General features: G+C 49.3%; 16 protein-coding genes and 1 tRNA gene. 12 read left to right on the top strand and 5 right to left on the bottom strand.

Going from position 1 to position 16939, the window contains the following annotated elements:
* Positions 1-145: 145 nt before the first annotated feature.
* The gene (locus H6F93_RS29485; RefSeq protein WP_199314190.1) at positions 146-1750 is read right to left on the bottom strand and encodes a CPBP family intramembrane glutamic endopeptidase; all 1605 of its coding nucleotides are present in this window, start codon (positions 1748-1750) and stop codon (positions 146-148) included.
* Positions 1751-2033: 283 nt separating this feature from the next.
* Between H6F93_RS29485 and H6F93_RS29480 the strand changes: the two genes are divergently transcribed.
* Both H6F93_RS29480 and H6F93_RS29475 read left to right on the top strand, forming a co-directional pair.
* The gene (locus tag H6F93_RS29480; RefSeq protein ID WP_347277376.1) at positions 2034-3410 is read left to right on the top strand and encodes a histidine phosphatase family protein; all 1377 of its coding nucleotides are present in this window, start codon (positions 2034-2036) and stop codon (positions 3408-3410) included.
* A complete protein-coding gene (locus H6F93_RS29475; protein ID WP_190688934.1) occupies positions 3411-4673 on the top strand; it encodes a dihydroorotase in 1263 nt (420 codons plus the stop codon).
* A gap of 121 nt (positions 4674-4794) precedes the next feature.
* On the opposite strand, the gene H6F93_RS29470 is transcribed toward H6F93_RS29475, so the two are convergent.
* The 3 genes from H6F93_RS29470 to H6F93_RS29460 all read right to left on the bottom strand — a co-directional run bounded on the left by H6F93_RS29470 (position 4795) and on the right by H6F93_RS29460 (position 6210).
* Positions 4795-5073: a photosystem I reaction center subunit PsaK gene (locus H6F93_RS29470; protein WP_190644991.1), complete on the bottom strand. Its 279-nt coding sequence runs from the start codon at positions 5071-5073 to the stop codon at positions 4795-4797.
* 105 nt (positions 5074-5178) lie between these two features.
* Entirely contained in the window at positions 5179-5844 is a 666-nt protein-coding gene (locus H6F93_RS29465; protein ID WP_347277375.1) for an endonuclease III domain-containing protein, read from the bottom strand.
* A gap of 156 nt (positions 5845-6000) precedes the next feature.
* Entirely contained in the window at positions 6001-6210 is a 210-nt protein-coding gene (locus H6F93_RS29460) for a hypothetical protein (RefSeq protein ID WP_190644990.1), read from the bottom strand.
* 13 nt (positions 6211-6223) lie between these two features.
* Here H6F93_RS29460 and H6F93_RS29455 point away from each other — a divergent pair, with 13 nt between their 5' ends.
* From H6F93_RS29455 to H6F93_RS29410, 10 genes are all read left to right on the top strand, one after another.
* Positions 6224-6367 (top strand): hypothetical protein, encoded by a 144-nt coding sequence (locus tag H6F93_RS29455; RefSeq protein ID WP_190688930.1) that lies wholly within the window; start codon positions 6224-6226, stop codon positions 6365-6367.
* Between the two features lie 147 nt (positions 6368-6514).
* Complete coding sequence (locus H6F93_RS29450; protein ID WP_190688928.1) at positions 6515-7030, top strand: hypothetical protein; 516 nt, start codon at positions 6515-6517, stop codon at positions 7028-7030.
* 124 nt (positions 7031-7154) lie between these two features.
* Positions 7155-7325: a CAB/ELIP/HLIP family chlorophyll-binding protein gene (locus H6F93_RS29445; RefSeq protein ID WP_190644987.1), complete on the top strand. Its 171-nt coding sequence runs from the start codon at positions 7155-7157 to the stop codon at positions 7323-7325.
* A gap of 70 nt (positions 7326-7395) precedes the next feature.
* A complete protein-coding gene (locus tag H6F93_RS29440) occupies positions 7396-7533 on the top strand; it encodes a hypothetical protein (RefSeq protein ID WP_190688926.1) in 138 nt (45 codons plus the stop codon).
* A 139-nt stretch (positions 7534-7672) separates the two neighbouring features.
* Positions 7673-8014 carry a hypothetical protein gene (locus H6F93_RS29435; protein WP_242043685.1) on the top strand — a complete coding sequence of 114 codons (342 nt, stop codon included), beginning with the start codon at positions 7673-7675 and terminating at the stop codon, positions 8012-8014.
* A 24-nt stretch (positions 8015-8038) separates the two neighbouring features.
* Positions 8039-8494, top strand: a complete 456-nt coding sequence (locus tag H6F93_RS29430) for a heavy metal-responsive transcriptional regulator (protein ID WP_190688922.1) — start codon at positions 8039-8041, stop codon at positions 8492-8494.
* Positions 8495-8583: 89 nt separating this feature from the next.
* Positions 8584-8655, top strand: a tRNA-Val gene (locus tag H6F93_RS29425).
* Positions 8656-8872: 217 nt separating this feature from the next.
* Positions 8873-11686 (top strand): PAS domain S-box protein, encoded by a 2814-nt coding sequence (locus H6F93_RS29420; RefSeq protein WP_190688920.1) that lies wholly within the window; start codon positions 8873-8875, stop codon positions 11684-11686.
* Positions 11687-11712: 26 nt separating this feature from the next.
* Positions 11713-13200 carry a sensor histidine kinase gene (locus tag H6F93_RS29415; RefSeq protein WP_190688918.1) on the top strand — a complete coding sequence of 496 codons (1488 nt, stop codon included), beginning with the start codon at positions 11713-11715 and terminating at the stop codon, positions 13198-13200.
* A gap of 153 nt (positions 13201-13353) precedes the next feature.
* The gene (locus H6F93_RS29410; RefSeq protein WP_190688915.1) at positions 13354-15537 is read left to right on the top strand and encodes a GAF domain-containing protein; all 2184 of its coding nucleotides are present in this window, start codon (positions 13354-13356) and stop codon (positions 15535-15537) included.
* Between the two features lie 32 nt (positions 15538-15569).
* On the opposite strand, the gene H6F93_RS29405 is transcribed toward H6F93_RS29410, so the two are convergent.
* Complete coding sequence (locus tag H6F93_RS29405) at positions 15570-16823, bottom strand: RNA polymerase sigma factor (protein ID WP_190688912.1); 1254 nt, start codon at positions 16821-16823, stop codon at positions 15570-15572.
* Between the last annotated feature and the right edge of the window lie 116 nt (positions 16824-16939).

Here is a 16939-nt window from a genome sequence, read left to right as displayed (position 1 = left end):
ATAAAACTGCTAATTCAAAAAGCCAAGCTAGGTCTGTTCGAGTAAAATTTATCGAGCTAGAAACGCTTAGCTTTTTTCCTCAACTCCTTTATGCTGTCGCAAAACTAAGGCAGCTTGACACTCCCGTAGGACGTAATAACCGATCCTATTCCGCACCACTACCCAAAAGGAATAAGCCGATCATCGTAACGCTATTCCAAAGGCTATGTAGCAGGATTGGAGATAGGAGACTACGCGATCGCGTATATACAAATCCCAACACGGCACCTAATAAAGTTAGCGGTAAAACTTCGGCAAGGCTGAGGTGAGCGGTGGCAAAAATTAAGCTGCTGAGGGCGATTGCCCATCCTACCGACATATAGCGAGTCAGAGATGGCAACAAAAAGCCGCGAAATAGGATTTCCTCGAAAATGGGAGCGGCGATCGATGCCGTCGCAAAAAACATTCCCAGTGCTATGGGGTCACCTTCCTCTAGCACAATTTGCAGCAGTGGGTTGCTGCCCCCCTGCCCCTGCCAAACCTGTTGATTGATCCACGACACCACGATCATCAATGGCAACGCTACGAGATAGCCGCCTCCCCCCCATAAAAACCAGTTACTTTTGCTCTTCAGGCGGAACCATTCCTGAGGAAGCGGCAGAAACTTACGGATCGAGAGGTAAAGCACAAACAGGGATATCCCTGCCATTGCGAGATAGTAGAGCAGCGCGTAGGCGGCTCTGGCGCGGCTATCAAATGCGGAGAAACCGATTCCAAGCAACTGTGAAGCCAGTGGCAGAACAATCTGCCCCGCAAAGAAAAAGCCAGCAATCAGCACCTGCCAGACGATTTCCCCGCTCCAGGGAGTTTCCCAGGTCGTGGTGCCGTTTTGAGCTAGAAGCGCTTGTTCGCCTCGAAAAGCCCGCTGTACTAGCAGTGAAATCAAGATGGCAGTACCCGCTAAACAGCCAATGATAGGGACCACACCAATCAGCGTTAGTTTGAGAAAAGTCTGCTGAGCGGCTGCTTGTGCAGCTTGCTGAAGAGCGGATATTGCATCAGGACGCTGTTGCAGTTCATACAGGCGGCTAAGAGCCCGATCGCGAAACCAGCCGTCCAGATTTTCCTGAATCTGCTGTTCAACATCGGGCAACAGCCGTGGCGGTTGGCTCCACAGACCCGTTAAGGTTTCGGCTACTCGGTTAGGTGGGGGGGCTGTTGCATCTGAAGCCCTTGTATCCGAAGCAGTTGCATCCGAGGCTGACCGAGTCCCGTTGCTGGCAGTCAATCTCGACCAGGTTTCTAAAGCGGTTTCCACTTGACCTTGCTCAGCTTGAAGAATGCCAATTCGCAGGTCGAGCTGGTCAATCAGCGTTTGCTGTTGTCGAATCGCGGTGCGTAACTGACCTTGCTTAGAGGGATCTGAAGAGGAGGTTGGAAATTCTGGCGCGGCTGCGTCGGCGACAGTAACCTGATCAAGCCGTGACTGAAATCGGTCAAGTTCAGTTTGAGCCGTTTGCCGCACGTCCTCGTATTGCTCAAGCGAGGTGGCGATCGGGTCCTTACCTAAAATTGCAGTACGGGTTGAGTCTACGTTTGCACCACTTGCTTCAGGCTGAAACTCGGTCGCTTGAAGCAACAAATCAGTTTGATAAAGCTGAAGCCGACTGGTAATTTGCGGCTCACTCCAACTGCCGATCAGGGAACTGCCAACTAAAAAGACAACAAAAAAGGTGAGACCGGTTAAAACCAACCGTTTCAATGTGATCATTTCTCGCGGTGGAAGCGGGTTTGCAGACAAATTCGGATGGAATCCTTCACAAAAGCTAAATTAGGCGAATAGGAATTAACTCTACCTTGATTGGCATTATCGCACTGTTCTTTAGGTCAAGAAATGTTCGGGTGGAGTGCCAGAGACAGGTTAAAATGCATCTGGTTTTGACTGTTTTCTGTCCTGTTGATCCTGCGGTTCTTGAAAGAAATGAGGCTCGGTTGCGTTTCTTTCATCGGTTGCGTTTCTTTCAAATGACAGGTCAATTTGTAAACGAACCTTAGTGGAGGATAAAGTCCTGACTACTCGCGTCATTCTCGTGCGTCACGGCGAGAGCACTTACAATGTCCTGCGTAAAGTTCAGGGTCACTTTGACGAATCTTACCTGACAGAGGCGGGCGAAGCTGCTGCGCGTCAGGTCGGTAGTGCCCTGCAAGGTTTAAGCTTTAGTGCTGCCTACAGTAGCCCATTGCAACGCGCTAAGCAAACTGCAACTTTGATTTTATCGACCCTGGAGCAGCAGGATTCCTCAGACTCAGTGCCACCGCTGCAACTTCGTGATGACCTGAAGGAAATCAACCTGGCTCTTTGGGAGGGGCTGGATTTTGATGAGGTTGAGCGTCGTTTTCCGGAAGGCTATCGGCTGTGGCGCGATCGCCCCCACGAGCTTTCCATGCAGGTTCCTAATGAGAATGGTACGACAGAATTCTTTCCGGTACCGGCCTTGTACGAGCAAGCAAAGCAGTTTTGGCGGGAAGTTTTACCCGACCATGCTGGGGAAACGATTCTAGTCGTCGCTCACAGCGGCATCAATCGGGCTTTGCTCAGCACTGCCATTGGGCTGCAACCCGAAAGCTATCAGACTTTTTATCAGTCCAACTGCGGTATTAGCGTATTGAACTTCGCGGGTGGGTTAGGGCAGCCCGTACAGCTTGAATCCGTTAACCTAACTGGACACATGGGCGAAGTGTTGCCCAAAACTCGTCAAGGACAGCGAGGTCCACGTCTGCTGCTGGTGCGTCATGGGGAAACCGACTGGAACCGTCAAAAGCGATTTCAAGGGCAAATTGACGTACCGTTAAATGACCAGGGACGGGTACAGGCAGAGCAGGCGGGCGCATTCTTACAATCGGTGGCGATCGCCAAAGCCGTTAGTAGCCCAATGCTACGTCCCAAAGAAACAGCCGAGGCGATTCTGAAAAGGCATCCTGGTCTAAACCTGGAGCTTGATGAAAACCTGTGTGAAATCAGTCACGGACTCTGGGAAGGCAAGCTGGAGGAAGAGATTGAGCAGGGCTATCCTGGACTGTTAGCCCAGTGGCAAAGCGCCCCTGAAACCGTGCAGATGCCTGAAGGTGAGAATTTACAGCAGGTGTGGGATCGGGCGATCGCCGCCTGGGATGCAATCGTCCAATCCGCCGCTCAGCTCGACCCGCCTGGAATTACTCTTGTCGTTGCCCATGATGCGGTCAACAAAGCAATTCTCTGTTATCTGGCTGGAGCAGGTCCAGAGCGCTTTTGGGCATTTAAGCAAGGCAATGGAGCCGTTAGCGTGATCGACTACCCGCATGGCATTGAATCTCGTCCTGTGATTCAGGCGATGAACATCACGACTCACCTGGGTGGGGTGCTAGACCGGACGGCGGCAGGGGCGTTGTAAATGGCTGAGCTATTTCGCCAGGTGCGGTTGCTTGATCCGGTGTCTGATAGCGATCGCGTAGCAGATGTGCTGGTTGCCGATGGGGTGATTCAGCAGGTAGAGGCGCAGATTGCTGATCTGCCAGAAGATGTGGAAATTTGCGATCGCCCCAACCTGATCCTGGCACCGGGTTTGGTCGATCTCTATAGCCACTCTGGCGAACCCGGATATGAATCTAGGGAAACTCTGGATTCACTCATGCAATCTGCACTCGCAGGCGGCTTCACGCGACTGGCGTTATTACCCGACACCGACCCCGCAATCGACAATCCGGGCGGTGTGGAGAGAGTGCGATCGCTGCTGCGCCACGTTGGACCGATTCCCCAGGTTGACTTTTGGGGTGCCCTCACCACTCAGGTCAAGGGCGAGCAAATGACCGAACTGGCAGAACTTGCCGCTGCCGGAGTAATTGGCTTTGCTGACGGTCGCCCGCTGCAAAACTGGGCGCTAGTGCGCCGACTACTAGAATACTGTCAGCCTTTAGGTAAACCGATCGCCTTCTCTTGCTGCGATCGCCAGCTAGCCGGAAATGGGGTGGTGCGAGAAGGCTTAGAATCCATGCAGTTAGGCTTACCGGGAATTCCAGCGATCGCTGAAACTATTGCCCTAGCGGCGCTATTGGAGTGCGTTGAAACCATCGGCACCCCAGTTCACATTATGCGCGTTTCCACGACCCGCAGCGTTGAGTTGATTCGAGCCGCAAAATCCCGTGGTTTACCGATTACTGCTAGTACGATGTGGATGCATCTACTGCTCAACACGTCCGACGTTCAAAGCTATGATCCCAGCCTGCGTCTAGAGCCACCGCTAGGCAATTCGCCCGATCAAGCTGCTCTGATTCAAGGTTTAGAGGAAGGCGTGCTGGATGCGATCGCCATTGACCACACCCCCTACACCTACGAAGAAAAAACCGTTTCCTTTGCTGAAGCGCCTCCAGGAGCAATTGGTCTAGAACTGGCGCTGCCTATGCTCTGGCAGAAGTTTGTGGAGACGGGGAACTGGGAGGGGCGATCGCTCTGGCGATATCTCAGCACCAACCCCGCCCTTTGCTTGGGACAAACTCCTGCCAACCTGCAACCTGGTCAAGTTGCAGAGCTAACTCTATTCGACCCACAGCACCGCTGGCAAATTACGCCACAAGCTCTCAAGTCGCTTTCCACCAATACCCCCTGGCTGGGGCAGGAAGTCACAGGGCACATTTTAAGAACTTATCCAGGAAGATAAGTTACGGGACATGCAATATATCTACAGAATGTTGCAGATGTGGTAGGGGCGCACTGCGGTGCGCCCCTACAGAAATTAATGTGTCGCGAAATCTGTTTAAGTCGGTATTAGAAGTTTCGGCTTAGCTAATGTAGTCCGCCAAGGTCAAAATCAACAAAGAGCCAACAATGTGCCCAAAGCTCATTGCACCCAAAAAGCCTCCTACACTGATGTTGTTGAACAGTTCTGGGAAAGGCAGAGGCATCTGACGACCATCATGGGGACGCTCAATTCCTCGGCTAGCTAAGAACAAAATTACAAGACAGGAAATACTCATAATCAGAGCTTCTGGCAACCCCCAGGTATTGCCAGCACGAGCAGTAGTTTGTTGGGCAGCAGCTAATAACGTAGATAAGATCATAGACTTTTCTCCTCGACGAAACTGGACTGAATAACATCCATCAGTGTTCGTCTTAATCGCCGTCTACACCTCTCCCCGTCGGGAGATTTGTGATTTTGATCCAAGCTAGCGATGCTTTTCTACCCCAACTTGCTGACACATTTCTGCTACCGGACAGGTTGAACAGTGGGGTAGATTGCCTGTGCAAATGTGTTTGCCAAAGGGAACCAGCAGTTGGTTAATTTCTACCCAGTAAACAGTAGGTAACTTGGCTTCAAGGGCAGTGAGTGTTTTTTCGGGTTTGCGGGTTTGCACATAGCCCCAGCGATTGGTGACTCGGTGAACGTGGATATCGACACTGATGCACGCTTGACCACAGGCAATTCCCAAAGTTAGGTTGGAGCATTTAGGACCAACACCATCAAAGGCAAGCAACACCTCTGCCTCACAGGGCAACTCACCGTTGTAGTCCGTCACGATGCGTTGGGCGATCGCATGAATCTGCCGTGACTTCGGCTCATGAAACGTGCAGTCTTGAATTAACTGCTCAATTTCAGCAGGAGTTAGGCGACTCATTGCTTCTGGAGTTCGGGCACGCGCGAATAACCGCCGAGAAACGGGCAGGCTGACTTCGTCATAAGTACGAATAGAAATAATGCAGGAAACAAGCTGCTCAAATGGCGAACCGTATCCCTCATCTGCCAGCGCAAACATAGCAGCTTTAGGAAAGGGACGCACTGCCTCGCGAATACGCTCTATTGCCTGATTAATCTCAAACAGTTTTTCGACCACCCTGAATCACCTCAACAAAAAAACCTGATATTTCTATCAGGTTAAACGTTGTCGCTTTCAGCAAGGTCATCCAGCAAATGTCTCGCCAAATATTTTTTGCTGTGCTTATGTAAGTTTGCCCGACATTAACGTAGCCCTAACGTCAGCGTTCCTGCTTTAACTCATCTCCATCTCGTCGGGATCTGTATGCTCTGTATAAAGATGCTCTGTATAAAGCTTTTGCCAAAGTACTTGAGCTTGCTGATCTTGCTCCGACAGAGGCGTATGTGTGTTAGGTGCTGACTTGCCCCTTTCCTGAAGTGTGTCTTCCAAAGCCTGGATATCTCGGCGGATTTGTTGAAGTAGCAGATCAAGCTCAGATTGCATCACAATTTGCTGGGTGTCCCTTCTCAAGCTAGATTCAGGCGTGGGTAAAACCTGTGACTATATCTTCAAAGTTACGATGGCAGTTGCGATCGCACTTCACCCCATCGTCTCGCCTGTCTGGGTGAGTCTGGGTTTTTGGAGTCACCTCATCAGATGACCCGCTGTGTCAGAGAGTTTTACCCCAATAGACAAATCAGGGACAGGATGTGGCTAAGATATCAATCGTAAGTTGACAGCCTTCAAGGGGTTGGGCGATCGCCCGCCTCACCTTTCCATAAATCCTTAAGTTAGATAGAGGCATCTAATGGATAAAATTCAAGCTCAAGCTGCTCATCTCTGGCAGCGCCTGTCTGCACCCGAAACGGGTGCAACCTATCAGCAGGCAGCCCTGCTCACTGGGGATCTTCTGAAAGAAACAGCGACATTACTCTGGCTGCTAATTTGCTTATTTCTCGTTGCTTTTGAATGGTTTTGGAAAACCTCTGTGCAGCTAGGCAGCAACTTTCGAGCATGGTTGTCTGGCATCGAGCAGTCTAGCCCAGATCGGGTTGTATCCGAGGCAGGCAGAGCCTTACTGTCAGCCGGAAAGAATAGTGTTGGGTTTACACTCTCCCAAGCAAAAGAACAGTTGGGACTTCCAGCAGAACAGCCCACCCAGTCCGCAGCATTGCCAGCTAAACCCTCACCTGTCAGTTCCTCACCAGAACCCTATCAATTACCTCCGCCTGCTTCTTCCTTTGCTGCGCCAACCCCACCATCAACACCCTCGCAACCTTCAGCTCAACCGGTCGAGCCCGATGTCAGCGATGACGCAGAATGATTTAGGTCTCTTTGATTCTTAAAAGAGTTGCGGTTGGAGGAATCGGCTTCTTCTGCCCCCGACAATCGCAACCAATCGTATTGCTATAGAATATGTAAGTAATGCAAAGAGTTGTAACAAAACGATGACCCAACCTCAACCCACTGTCACCCCCAAGCTAGAAGAACCAAAGTTTGGATTTAATGACTACGCAGAACGTTTGAACGGGCGCGCCGCTATGATTGGTTTCGTTTTGACGCTAGCTATTGAATACGTTACTGGGCAAGGGCTGTTGTCCTGGTTAGGGCTGTACTAAATCGGTTTTGGCAAAAGAATTTTATCTTCGTAGGGGTGAGCATTGCTGATCTAGATGTATGAGTAGGGGCATGGCATCGCCATGCCCTACAGAGGAAATTGAGATCTGTGAAGCAGACCCGCATTCAGCAATGCTTAGGGGTGAACGATCGTTTGCCCTTGCTGAAGCATTGTTAAACTTGCTCCTCAACTGGTTTGCCGATTGGTAGAACGAGTAATCCGTTTCCAATGAACTTTATTGGTCTGTTTATATTTCTTATAATTTGCTCTGCTTGATGAGCTAGCTTAGAGATAAGGAGTTCACAGGTGGATAGACGGTGTAGATCTCTCTTATAGATCTTAAACAGATTGCCTGAATCAAAGGCGTATTTTGAAGACAAGCGAGCCGCAATGAACTTACTCTGGTCACGGATGCTGAAGTCTGGATATCGTAAGGAACCTATTTCAAGCTTTATTATTACGGTCGGGGCTGTGGATGCAGTAATTGGTGGCGTGGGCGATCGCCTCTCTCTCATGCTTTTGGGCGTAGGACTTGTTGGCGTGGCGATCGCCCTACGCTGGTGGAAGATTCGTCAAAGCAAAATTGAGATTCCGAGTAGCGCGCCGATTCATTACCTGCCGGGGCATTCCTCTCGCCCTCAGCTTCCCACATTGAGTATGTCTCGCAAAACTCCACCTCGCCGAACCTGAAATATTTTTATCAGGTCAGACACCATGACAAGCCGCACTCTGGCACCTCAAGAGAAGTTCCTCAAAATTGGTGAAGTCGCTTCTAGCAGCGGTTTACCCGTCAAAACCATTCGTTATTACGAAGAAATCGGGCTATTAGCGCCAACGGTAGATCGCTCCGAATCAGGCTATCGTCTGTTTAACCGCCAGGTCTTGAACCGATTGGCGTTTATCAAACGTGCACAGTCACTTGGGCTGAGCCTTAACGAAATTCACCAAATTTTAGCTGTTCACGACGAAGGGCAGTTGCCCTGTGGCGAAGTAAAACAACACCTGCAAGCCAAGGTGCAGTCAATCACGGAACAAATTGAAGCACTGGAAACTTTAAAGTTTGAGCTGCAGGGCATCTTGTCCGGATGGGAGGAATACCCCAATAGCAATCGAATGGCTCAAACCATTTGCCCAAATCTTCAGCAGTCCCTTGAAAAGCCGAATTTTTGACCCCTCACCCATAGGGACACCACAAATGTTCCCAGAATTCCATCTTTTCAAGATATACTAAAAAACGGTTACAAAAAACAATTGACAGTGGGCGATTAGCACAGTGGTAGCGCACTTCCTTCACACGGAAGGGGTCACTGGTTCAAATCCAGTATCGCCCATAGATTTTTCTCCTATCGCTGTCGTTCTTAACGATTAAGTATTAAGCTTGCAGCATTATTATCGCTTTTAGCTTAGAAAGCTGAAGCATGGACCGACCGTAGCATATAAAGTGGGCTAACTTTTGCTGCCTGCCTTTCTTAGGCAATCAGGTCGGTTAAATGTAATTCGATCGCAAATACCGACTCAGATGTTCCAGCTTTGCAAGGGGGCTAAACAATGTTGGGAGCAGAACGGATGTTACTGTCTCGCTACAGTGTGGCTGTGCTGGTAAGCTTACTGGCGTTGCTCGTAAGGTTTCTGCTGATACCAGTGCTTGGATATGAAGCACCACTATTGGTCTTCATTATTCCTGTCATGATTAGCGCCTGGTATGGGGGGCTAGCTCCTGGGATGCTAGCAACGGGTTTAACTGCTCTTGTTGGCACCTATTTCTTTGTCTCGCCTTACTTTAGCTTCAACATTGATGGGTTGGAGAACGGTGTACGAATTATCATTTTTCTGATCGAAGGAATACTGATCAGTAGCTTGAGCGAAGCACTGAGAAGAGCCAGGCAGCGGGCAGAAAGAACAGCAGTGGCGTTGCAGGAAAGTGAGGACCAATATCGTCTTCTGGTGGAGGGTGTGAAAGACTATGCCATTTTCATGCTTGACCCCAATGGTCGGATCACAAGTTGGAATACAGGTGCCGAACGACTGAAAGGCTATTCTGCTCCAGAGGTTTTGGGACGGCATTTCTCACTCCTGTTTGCACCAGAGTCCGTTGAGCAGCACCAACCGGAGCAGCAGTTGCACACTGCCACTATTGAAACTCGCTATGAAGGACAGGGCTGGCGACGACGAAAAGATGGATCGCTATTTTGGGCAGATGTAGTACTCGCTGCCTTGCAGGGCGATCGCGGCAATTTACGAGGTTTTGTAGAAGTCACGCGAGATGTCACCGCACGGAGGCAAGCTGAATCAACATTACAAAAAACACTGAAAGACTTGTCTGATGTCAAATTTGCTCTCGATCAAGCGGCAATTTTAGCAATCACGGATGCTCAAGGAACCATTACCGAAATTAATGATAAATTCTGTGAACTCTCCAAGTTCTCTAAAGAAGAACTGATTGGGCAAAATCACCGCATTATTAATTCTGGCTATCATGCCAAAGAGTTTTTCCACAATCTTTGGAGAACAATTACTCAAGGTGAAGTATGGCACGGTGAAATCAAAAACCGCGCCAAGGATGGCACCTATTATTGGGTTGACACAACCATTGTTCCGTTGCTTGATGAGTCTGGTAAACCCGTTCAATACCTTGCGGTACGGTTTGATATTACTTCCCGAAAGCAGGCAGAAGAGGCTTTAGCTCAGGAAAAAGCCACCAGTGATTTGGAGCGCAAACGTTTACGGGCGATTCTCGATATTCTGCCAGTTGGAGTGTTTATTGCTAACGCTAATGGAACGATCATTGACATGAATCCGGCAACTCGTACCATTTGGGGTGAAGAAGCTCCAATGCCAGGAAGCGTGGAAGAATACCGAGAGTATAAGGGATGGCGGTCTGGAACAAATTATCGTCTTTCTAGCCAAGATTGGGCTTTAACCCGTGCCCTTCAGGAAGGACGAACCTACTTAAATGAAGAAGTTGATATTGAAACGTTTGATGGACAACGTAAAACTATTTTGAATTCAGCAGTTCCGATTCTAGATAGAACGGGCGAGACCATCAACGCAGTAACGGTCAACGTGGATATTACCCGACGCAAACAGGCAGAAGAGTCACTCCGTCGCACAGTTCAACGATTAGAAACCTTGCAGCAGATCGATCGCGCCATTCTACAAGCAACCTCCTCTGAAGCTATTGCTCGCTCTGCCCTGCTACGGTTAAATCAGGTGATTGCTTACCAACAAGCAGCGGTTGTCCTATTTGACTTCGAGACCAATGAAGCTCAAGTGCTGGCAGGACAAGTTGACTCTACAAAGGCAGGTTCTATTACCTCGATCGCTTCATTCTCATCGTTAGAGAGTTTGCGCTATCGAGAAACAGTTCGCTATATCGAGGATTTGAGTACCATGCTCCAGCGTCCTCCCATGCTGGAGTATCAGTTTAGGCAAGGAACACGCAGCGTCCTAATTGTTGCTCTGTTGATAGAAGGGGATTTGATCGGAGATTTGTATCTATTTGCTAATGAGCCTGCTGCTTTTGATGTTGAGAATCGGGCGATCGCCCAAGAACTTGCCAATCAGCTTGCGGTCGCAATTCAACAAGCTCGATTGCGAGAGCAGTTACAACGCTATGCAGCGGAACTAGAGCAACGGGTAGAGTCGCGAACTGCTGAACTTCAGGAAGCCAACGAAGCTTTGCAGGCATTTGCCTACTCGGTTTCCCATGACCTGCGTGCTCCCCTCCGCTCAATGGCAGGATTAGGAACGATTCTGTTAGAAGATTATGGCGATCGCCTTGATGAAGACGGTCAAGACTATGCACAGCGGATCGTGCAAGCCGCACGAGATATGGACACCCTAATTCTGGATCTATTAGATTACAGTCGCCTCAGTCGCAGTGACATTCAATTACGGGTGCTTAATCTGAATGCGATCATCACAGAAGTGCTATCTCACTTGCGAGCCGAGATCGATGCAAAACACGCTGAAGTTGTTGTTGAGTCGCCGCTGCCTGAAGCCGAGGGACACTATGCAATTTTCAGCCAGATTCTCACTAACTTACTCACTAATGCGCTGAAATTTGCTCGACGAGATCATCAGCTTCAAATTCATCTTTGGGCAGAAGAGCGGCTCGATGAAACTGGAGCGTGGGTGCGCTTGTGGGTAGAAGATAACGGCATTGGCATTGAGCCTAGATTTCAAGAGCAAATTTTTCAGGTGTTTGAGCGATTGCACAGTGCCGAGGTTTATCCGGGTACGGGCATTGGCTTAGCAATTGTTCGCAAAGGAGCCGAGCGCATGGGCGGACGGGTTGGGGTTGAATCTCAAGTTGGTCAAGGAAGCCGCTTTTGGATTGAATTACGCAAGCCCCTTGCATAATCAGAAAAGCGATTATTTTTTAAGCAATGTATATCCTTGTGGCTGACGACGATCCCAATCAACGGCTGTTTATCATTCGAGAATTAGAAAAAGAATTTTCGGGGCTGCAAGTTCAAGAGATTGTTGATGAAAACAGTTTTGAGCAGGTGCTAGGGGGCGATCGCATTGACTTAGCAATCCTCGACTATCAGCTACGGTGGACTACTGGGCTAGACCTGCTCCATCAATTAAAACGACATTCTCCCAATTGTCCAGTGATCATGTTTACTGATACGGCTAACCAAGAAATTGCCGTTGAAGCGATGAAATCTGGACTGGATGACTACATTTTGAAGTCTCCAAAAAATTACATCCGTTTACGAGCGTCAGCACGAGCCGCTGTAGAACGTACCCAATCAAAGCAGAGAGCCGCTTTACTTGAGGTTCGATTTCAGTCATTGCTAGAGCAACTCAGCATCGGTGTGTTTCGGGCAACGCCTGACCATCAGGTAATCGAAGCCAATCAAGCCTTTCTGCAACTCTTGCGAATTAGTTCTCTGGAAGATGAACAAATAAACCAGATCACAAGTCAGTTGTCTCAACCGACAGAACTTGCACCCGGGCAGAAGCGAGAGCGAGAATTGCAGTTGATCAGCGAGGGGAATGTCATCTGGATTCGCTTGGCTGAAACTCTCAATTCTGTGAGTGGAGAGGTAGTGATTGATGGGTTAGTGGAAGACATCACAGAACTCAAACATTATGCTGCCCGGTTACAGACCATTCAGGAAGAAGAGCGCCAGCGCTATACTGAGCAACTTGAGCAGGAAATAAGCCGCCGGACTCAGGAGCTAGAGGAGGCAAACAAAGACCTGGAAGCCTTTACCTACTCGGTTTCCCACGACTTGCGAGAGCCTTTGCGCTCGATCCGTGGGTATGCTCAAATCTTGCTAGAAGACTTTGCTGACCAGCTAGACTCAACGGGTCAAGGCTACGCCGACCGGATTCGAGAGAATGGCGATCGCATGGATCAGATGTTACAGGGTTTATTGTCCTACAACCGCTTGAGTCGAATGACGTTAGCGTTACAGGCGATCGACTTAGATATCGCCGTCAGAGATGTCTTGAGTCAATTAGAGCTTCAATTGCAACAAGTTCAAATTATTGTTGAAGCACCGCTGTTCACTGTAATAGGTCACTACCTAACTGTGGAGCAGGTAATTACAAACCTAATTACGAATGCCATTAAGTTCGTGGCTCCCGGTGTACAACCCCGTATCCGAATTTGGAGTGAACATCGCAATGAGTTCATTCGTTTGTGGATTGAGGACAACGGCATCGGCATTGCTTCTCAATATCGTGACCGAATTTTCCGTATCTTTGAGCGGTTACACGGGGTAGAAAGCTACCCTGGTACGGGCATTGGGTTAGCGATCGTCCAACGCAGCATAGAGCGAATGGGTGGGCGATCGGGCGTTGAGTCTCAAGTAGGGCAAGGAAGCCGCTTTTGGATTGAGCTACCTACTTTTGGAGAGTAAAATTAATCATTTACTAGCACTGCAAATGATTAATTTTGCAACACAGCTTCTATTCTAAAAATTTCCTTAAGAGCAGATTAGAAAACTTAAATATATACCTTCGATCAAAGCGTTCAACTGCGTTCTGGCGGGGCATCCTAGATATACCCTGTAATGACTCCACTTATTCCCCAAGTGCGCCTACTCCTGGTTGATGACAGTCCCGACGATCGCCTTCAGGTTATCCATATTCTGCGGCGTGAATTTCCTGATTTGCAGGTTGAGCAGGTCAATGATTCTGACAGCCTTCACCAAGCTCTAATGATGGATGGCTTTGATATTGCCATTACAGACTATCGCTTGCGTTGGACGGACGGAATCAGTGTTCTTGAAAAGATTAAATATCGCTATCCAGATTGTCCTGTCATTATGTTGACTGCCAGCGGCACAGAGGAAGTGGCAGTTACGGCACTCAAAGCAGGGCTAGATGACTACTTAATAAAATCACCTAAGCACTATAGTCGGTTACCTAATGCCGTCCGTTTGGCAATCAACCATGCTCGGTACGCCGTCGAACAGCGATGGCAAGCCCAACAAGAGCAGTTGATTACTAGGATCGCCCAACATATTCGACAATCGCTAGATTTAGAAACAATTTTGAGCACGACAGTTGTTGAAGTTCAGCGATTTTTACAAAGCGATCGCGTCTGCATTATCCGTCTCAACCCCGATTGGAGTAGAACCTTAATCGTGGATGCGACTGCCAAAGGGACATCCTCAGTGGCTGGAGTTACCTTTCCTAGTGATCCTGACTTTGATGAGCGTTATGCTCAATTCTTTCGTGAGGGTCAACCCGTCGTGATTGATCAAATTGCTAGTGCTAACGTCACACCTCAGCTCCGGAGTGACCTTCAGCAAATGCAAGTCCAAGCCGCTTTAGCAGTTCCTATCTTGCAGGGCAATAACCTATGGGGGTTGCTCGTGGCTCATCATTGCTCAGCACCTCGGCAATGGAAACCAGTTGAGACAAGTTTACTCCAGCATTTGGCGACCCAGTTGGCGATCGCTATTCAGCAATCTGAACTGTACCAACAGGTGCAACGGTTGAATGCTGAGTTAGAACAACAAGTAGAAGAGCGAACCGCCCAACTTCAGCAAGCTTTTCAGTTTGAGGCAACGTTGAAGCGCATTACCGATAAAGTGAGAGATTCGCTCGATGAAGATTACATTCTGCAAACTGCCGTTGAGGAGTTAGCAAAAGCGATCGGTGTGAATTGCTGCAATGCGGCTGTGTACGATCTCGAACAGGGAACTTCTGTAATTCGCTGTGAGTATTCTGTTGAAGAGAAGTACCTGCAAGAAAAAAACATTCAAATGGCAAATTTCCCTCAAGGGTACAACCAATTGTTGAAAGGGCAATATTTCCAACACTGCTCAACGCAACCCCATCCCCGACGAGGACGGGTTGCTATGTTTTCTTGTCCGATTTTGGATGATGAAGGTGTGATGGGTGATCTGTGGTTGATTCACCATGCCGATTACGGCTTTAGTGAACAGGATATTCGCCTGGTTCAGCAAGTTGCCAATCAGTGCGCGATCGCCCTGCGACAGTCTCGTCTTTATCAAGCAGCACAGACACAGGTCAAGGAGTTAGAGAAGCTTAACCGCCTCAAAGATGATTTTCTCAGTACTGTCTCTCATGAGTTGCGAACCCCTGTTACTAACATGAAGATGGCTATCCAAATGCTGCAAGTTGCTCGAACAGACCAACACCGACAGCGCTACCTGGAAATTTTGCGATCGGAGTGTAACCGGGAAACTGCACTGATTAGTGATTTGCTGGATCTACAACGATTAGAAACTTTATCAATTCCTGGAACTTTAGACGAGCCCATTGACCTACTAGACTGGCTTCCTCGCATCATCGAACCGTTTCAAAATCGGGCTCAGGAGCAGCAACAGCACCTCGAAGTCGATATCTCCTCTGACCTTCCTCGATTACGGGTTAGCCGTACTCACTTAGAACGAGTTCTCGCTGAGTTGTTAAACAACGCCTGTAAGTACACGCAGGCAAATGGGACGATTCACTTCAAAGCTCAGGCTGTTCTTGCGGCTTCAACAGCAGGATCTGTGGTGCAGTTCACGATTAGTAATACAGCAGAAATTGTAGAAACCGAGTTATCTCATATTTTTGAGAAGTTCTACCGAATTCCGAATGCAGATCCTTGGGGGCAAGGAGGCACAGGCTTAGGACTGGCACTGGTGCAAAAATTAGTCACTCATTTAGGCGGTACGATTGCGGTGACCAGTACTCAAGGATGGACGACGTTTTCTGTGCAGCTACCGTGCTCTCGCTAACACAACACTCATGTTGTCCCCTTCACAACCCGTCAGGGCTGTACTTCGCGCAGCCGACGCTCCAGGAAGCGACGCTCACTGTCATTTGTAACGAGTTCTAGTGCTCGCCTATAGCTCTGGGTCGCTTCGTTTAACGCTCCAATACGCCGCAATAGATCAGCACGGGTGGCATGAAACAGATGGTAGCTGTCAAGTTCAGTGGCAAGTCCATTAATGAGTTCAAGTGCTGGCTGGGGACTGTCTGCCATCGCGATCGCCACTGCCCGATTCAATGAAATGATCGGTGATGGCTGCAAGCGCTCCAGCACCTCGTAAAGCCGCACAATCTGCGCCCAGTCAGTTTCTTCGGCTCGCGTTGCTTGACAGTGGAGGGCTGCGATCGCCGCTTGCAGGGCATAAATACCCGTTCCGCCGCGCAACGCTTCTTCTACTAGTGGCAACGCCTCAGCAATCTGTTGGTGATTCCAACGGCTGCGATCTTGGTCTTCCAGCAGAATTAGATCGCCTGTCTCATCCAGACGTGCATCCCGCCGCGAGTCGTGCAGCAACATCAGTGCCACCAGTGCCGTGACTTCAGAGGGAGGTTGGGGTGCCATCAATTGCCGCACCAGTTGTCCCAAACGAATTGCTTCTGTGCAGAGGTCAGCCCGCACCATTGTTTCGCCTTTGGTCGCCGCGTAGCCCTCATTAAAGATGAGATAAATCACTGTCAGTACTGCCTCTATCCGAGGAGCGAGATCCGCCATCTCTGGCACTTTGTAAGGAATGCCAGCATCCCGGATCTTGCGCTTGGCACGTACCAACCGTTGCGCTAGTGTCGCTGTCGGTACGAGAAACGCGCGGGCAATTTCGTCGGTTTCCAGTCCGCCCAACATTCGCAGCGTTAGAGCAACCTGGCTTTCGATCGCCAGTGCTGGGTGACAGCAAGTAAAGATCAGGCGTAGGCGATCGTCTGGAATTTCATCACTGTCATAAGTCGGCTCCTCACTACTAGGAATTAATCCAGAGGCGGCATACCATTCCAGTTTTTCTGTGAGTCGCGTTCTTCGTCGGAGGCGATCGATTGCTTTGTATCGAGCGGTTCGGATAATCCAGGCGCGGGGAAGATCGGGAATCCCGCTGGTTTGCCACTGATTCACAGCAGCCGCAAACGCTTCTTGTGCTGCTTCTTCAGCGATGTTGAAATCTCCAATCAACCGAATCAGAATGGCGACAATTCGTCCCCACTCCGCCCGGTAGACAGAGGCGATCGCCTGAGTAACATCCGATTTTGTGGTTGGAGCCATACCTGTCACAAAAAAATTTGGGCAAGGTGTCGATTTGAGCAGTTGCCGTTCGACTGACTTACAAAGGAGGCAACGGAAGCAAATTCGATCGTACTTTATAGTACATCTGATCGCAT

This window comes from Leptolyngbya sp. FACHB-671 (assembly GCF_014695745.1).
Lineage (GTDB): Bacteria > Cyanobacteriota > Cyanobacteriia > Elainellales > Elainellaceae > JAAUTN01.
The sequence above is the reverse complement of the archived record's forward strand: the minus strand, read 5'-3'. Positions and strand labels throughout refer to the sequence as shown.

Bases quoted from the DNA above. Each gene is read 5' to 3' on its own strand.
- H6F93_RS29410 (WP_190688915.1), top strand. From the start codon at position 13,354: ATGACTCCACTTATTCCCCAAGTGCGCCTACTCCTGGTTGATGACAGT.
- H6F93_RS29445 (WP_190644987.1), top strand. From the start codon at position 7,155: ATGACCCAACCTCAACCCACTGTCACCCCCAAGCTAGAAGAACCAAAG.
- H6F93_RS29420 (WP_190688920.1), top strand. From the start codon at position 8,873: ATGTTGGGAGCAGAACGGATGTTACTGTCTCGCTACAGTGTGGCTGTG.
- H6F93_RS29415 (WP_190688918.1), top strand. From the start codon at position 11,713: ATGTATATCCTTGTGGCTGACGACGATCCCAATCAACGGCTGTTTATC.
- H6F93_RS29470 (WP_190644991.1), bottom strand. From the start codon at position 5,073: ATGATCTTATCTACGTTATTAGCTGCTGCCCAACAAACTACTGCTCGT.
- H6F93_RS29440 (WP_190688926.1), top strand. From the start codon at position 7,396: ATGGCATCGCCATGCCCTACAGAGGAAATTGAGATCTGTGAAGCAGAC.
- H6F93_RS29460 (WP_190644990.1), bottom strand. From the start codon at position 6,210: ATGCAATCTGAGCTTGATCTGCTACTTCAACAAATCCGCCGAGATATC.
- H6F93_RS29430 (WP_190688922.1), top strand. From the start codon at position 8,039: ATGACAAGCCGCACTCTGGCACCTCAAGAGAAGTTCCTCAAAATTGGT.
- H6F93_RS29450 (WP_190688928.1), top strand. From the start codon at position 6,515: ATGGATAAAATTCAAGCTCAAGCTGCTCATCTCTGGCAGCGCCTGTCT.
- H6F93_RS29405 (WP_190688912.1), bottom strand. From the start codon at position 16,823: ATGGCTCCAACCACAAAATCGGATGTTACTCAGGCGATCGCCTCTGTC.
- H6F93_RS29475 (WP_190688934.1), top strand. From the start codon at position 3,411: ATGGCTGAGCTATTTCGCCAGGTGCGGTTGCTTGATCCGGTGTCTGAT.
- H6F93_RS29485 (WP_199314190.1), bottom strand. From the start codon at position 1,750: ATGATCACATTGAAACGGTTGGTTTTAACCGGTCTCACCTTTTTTGTT.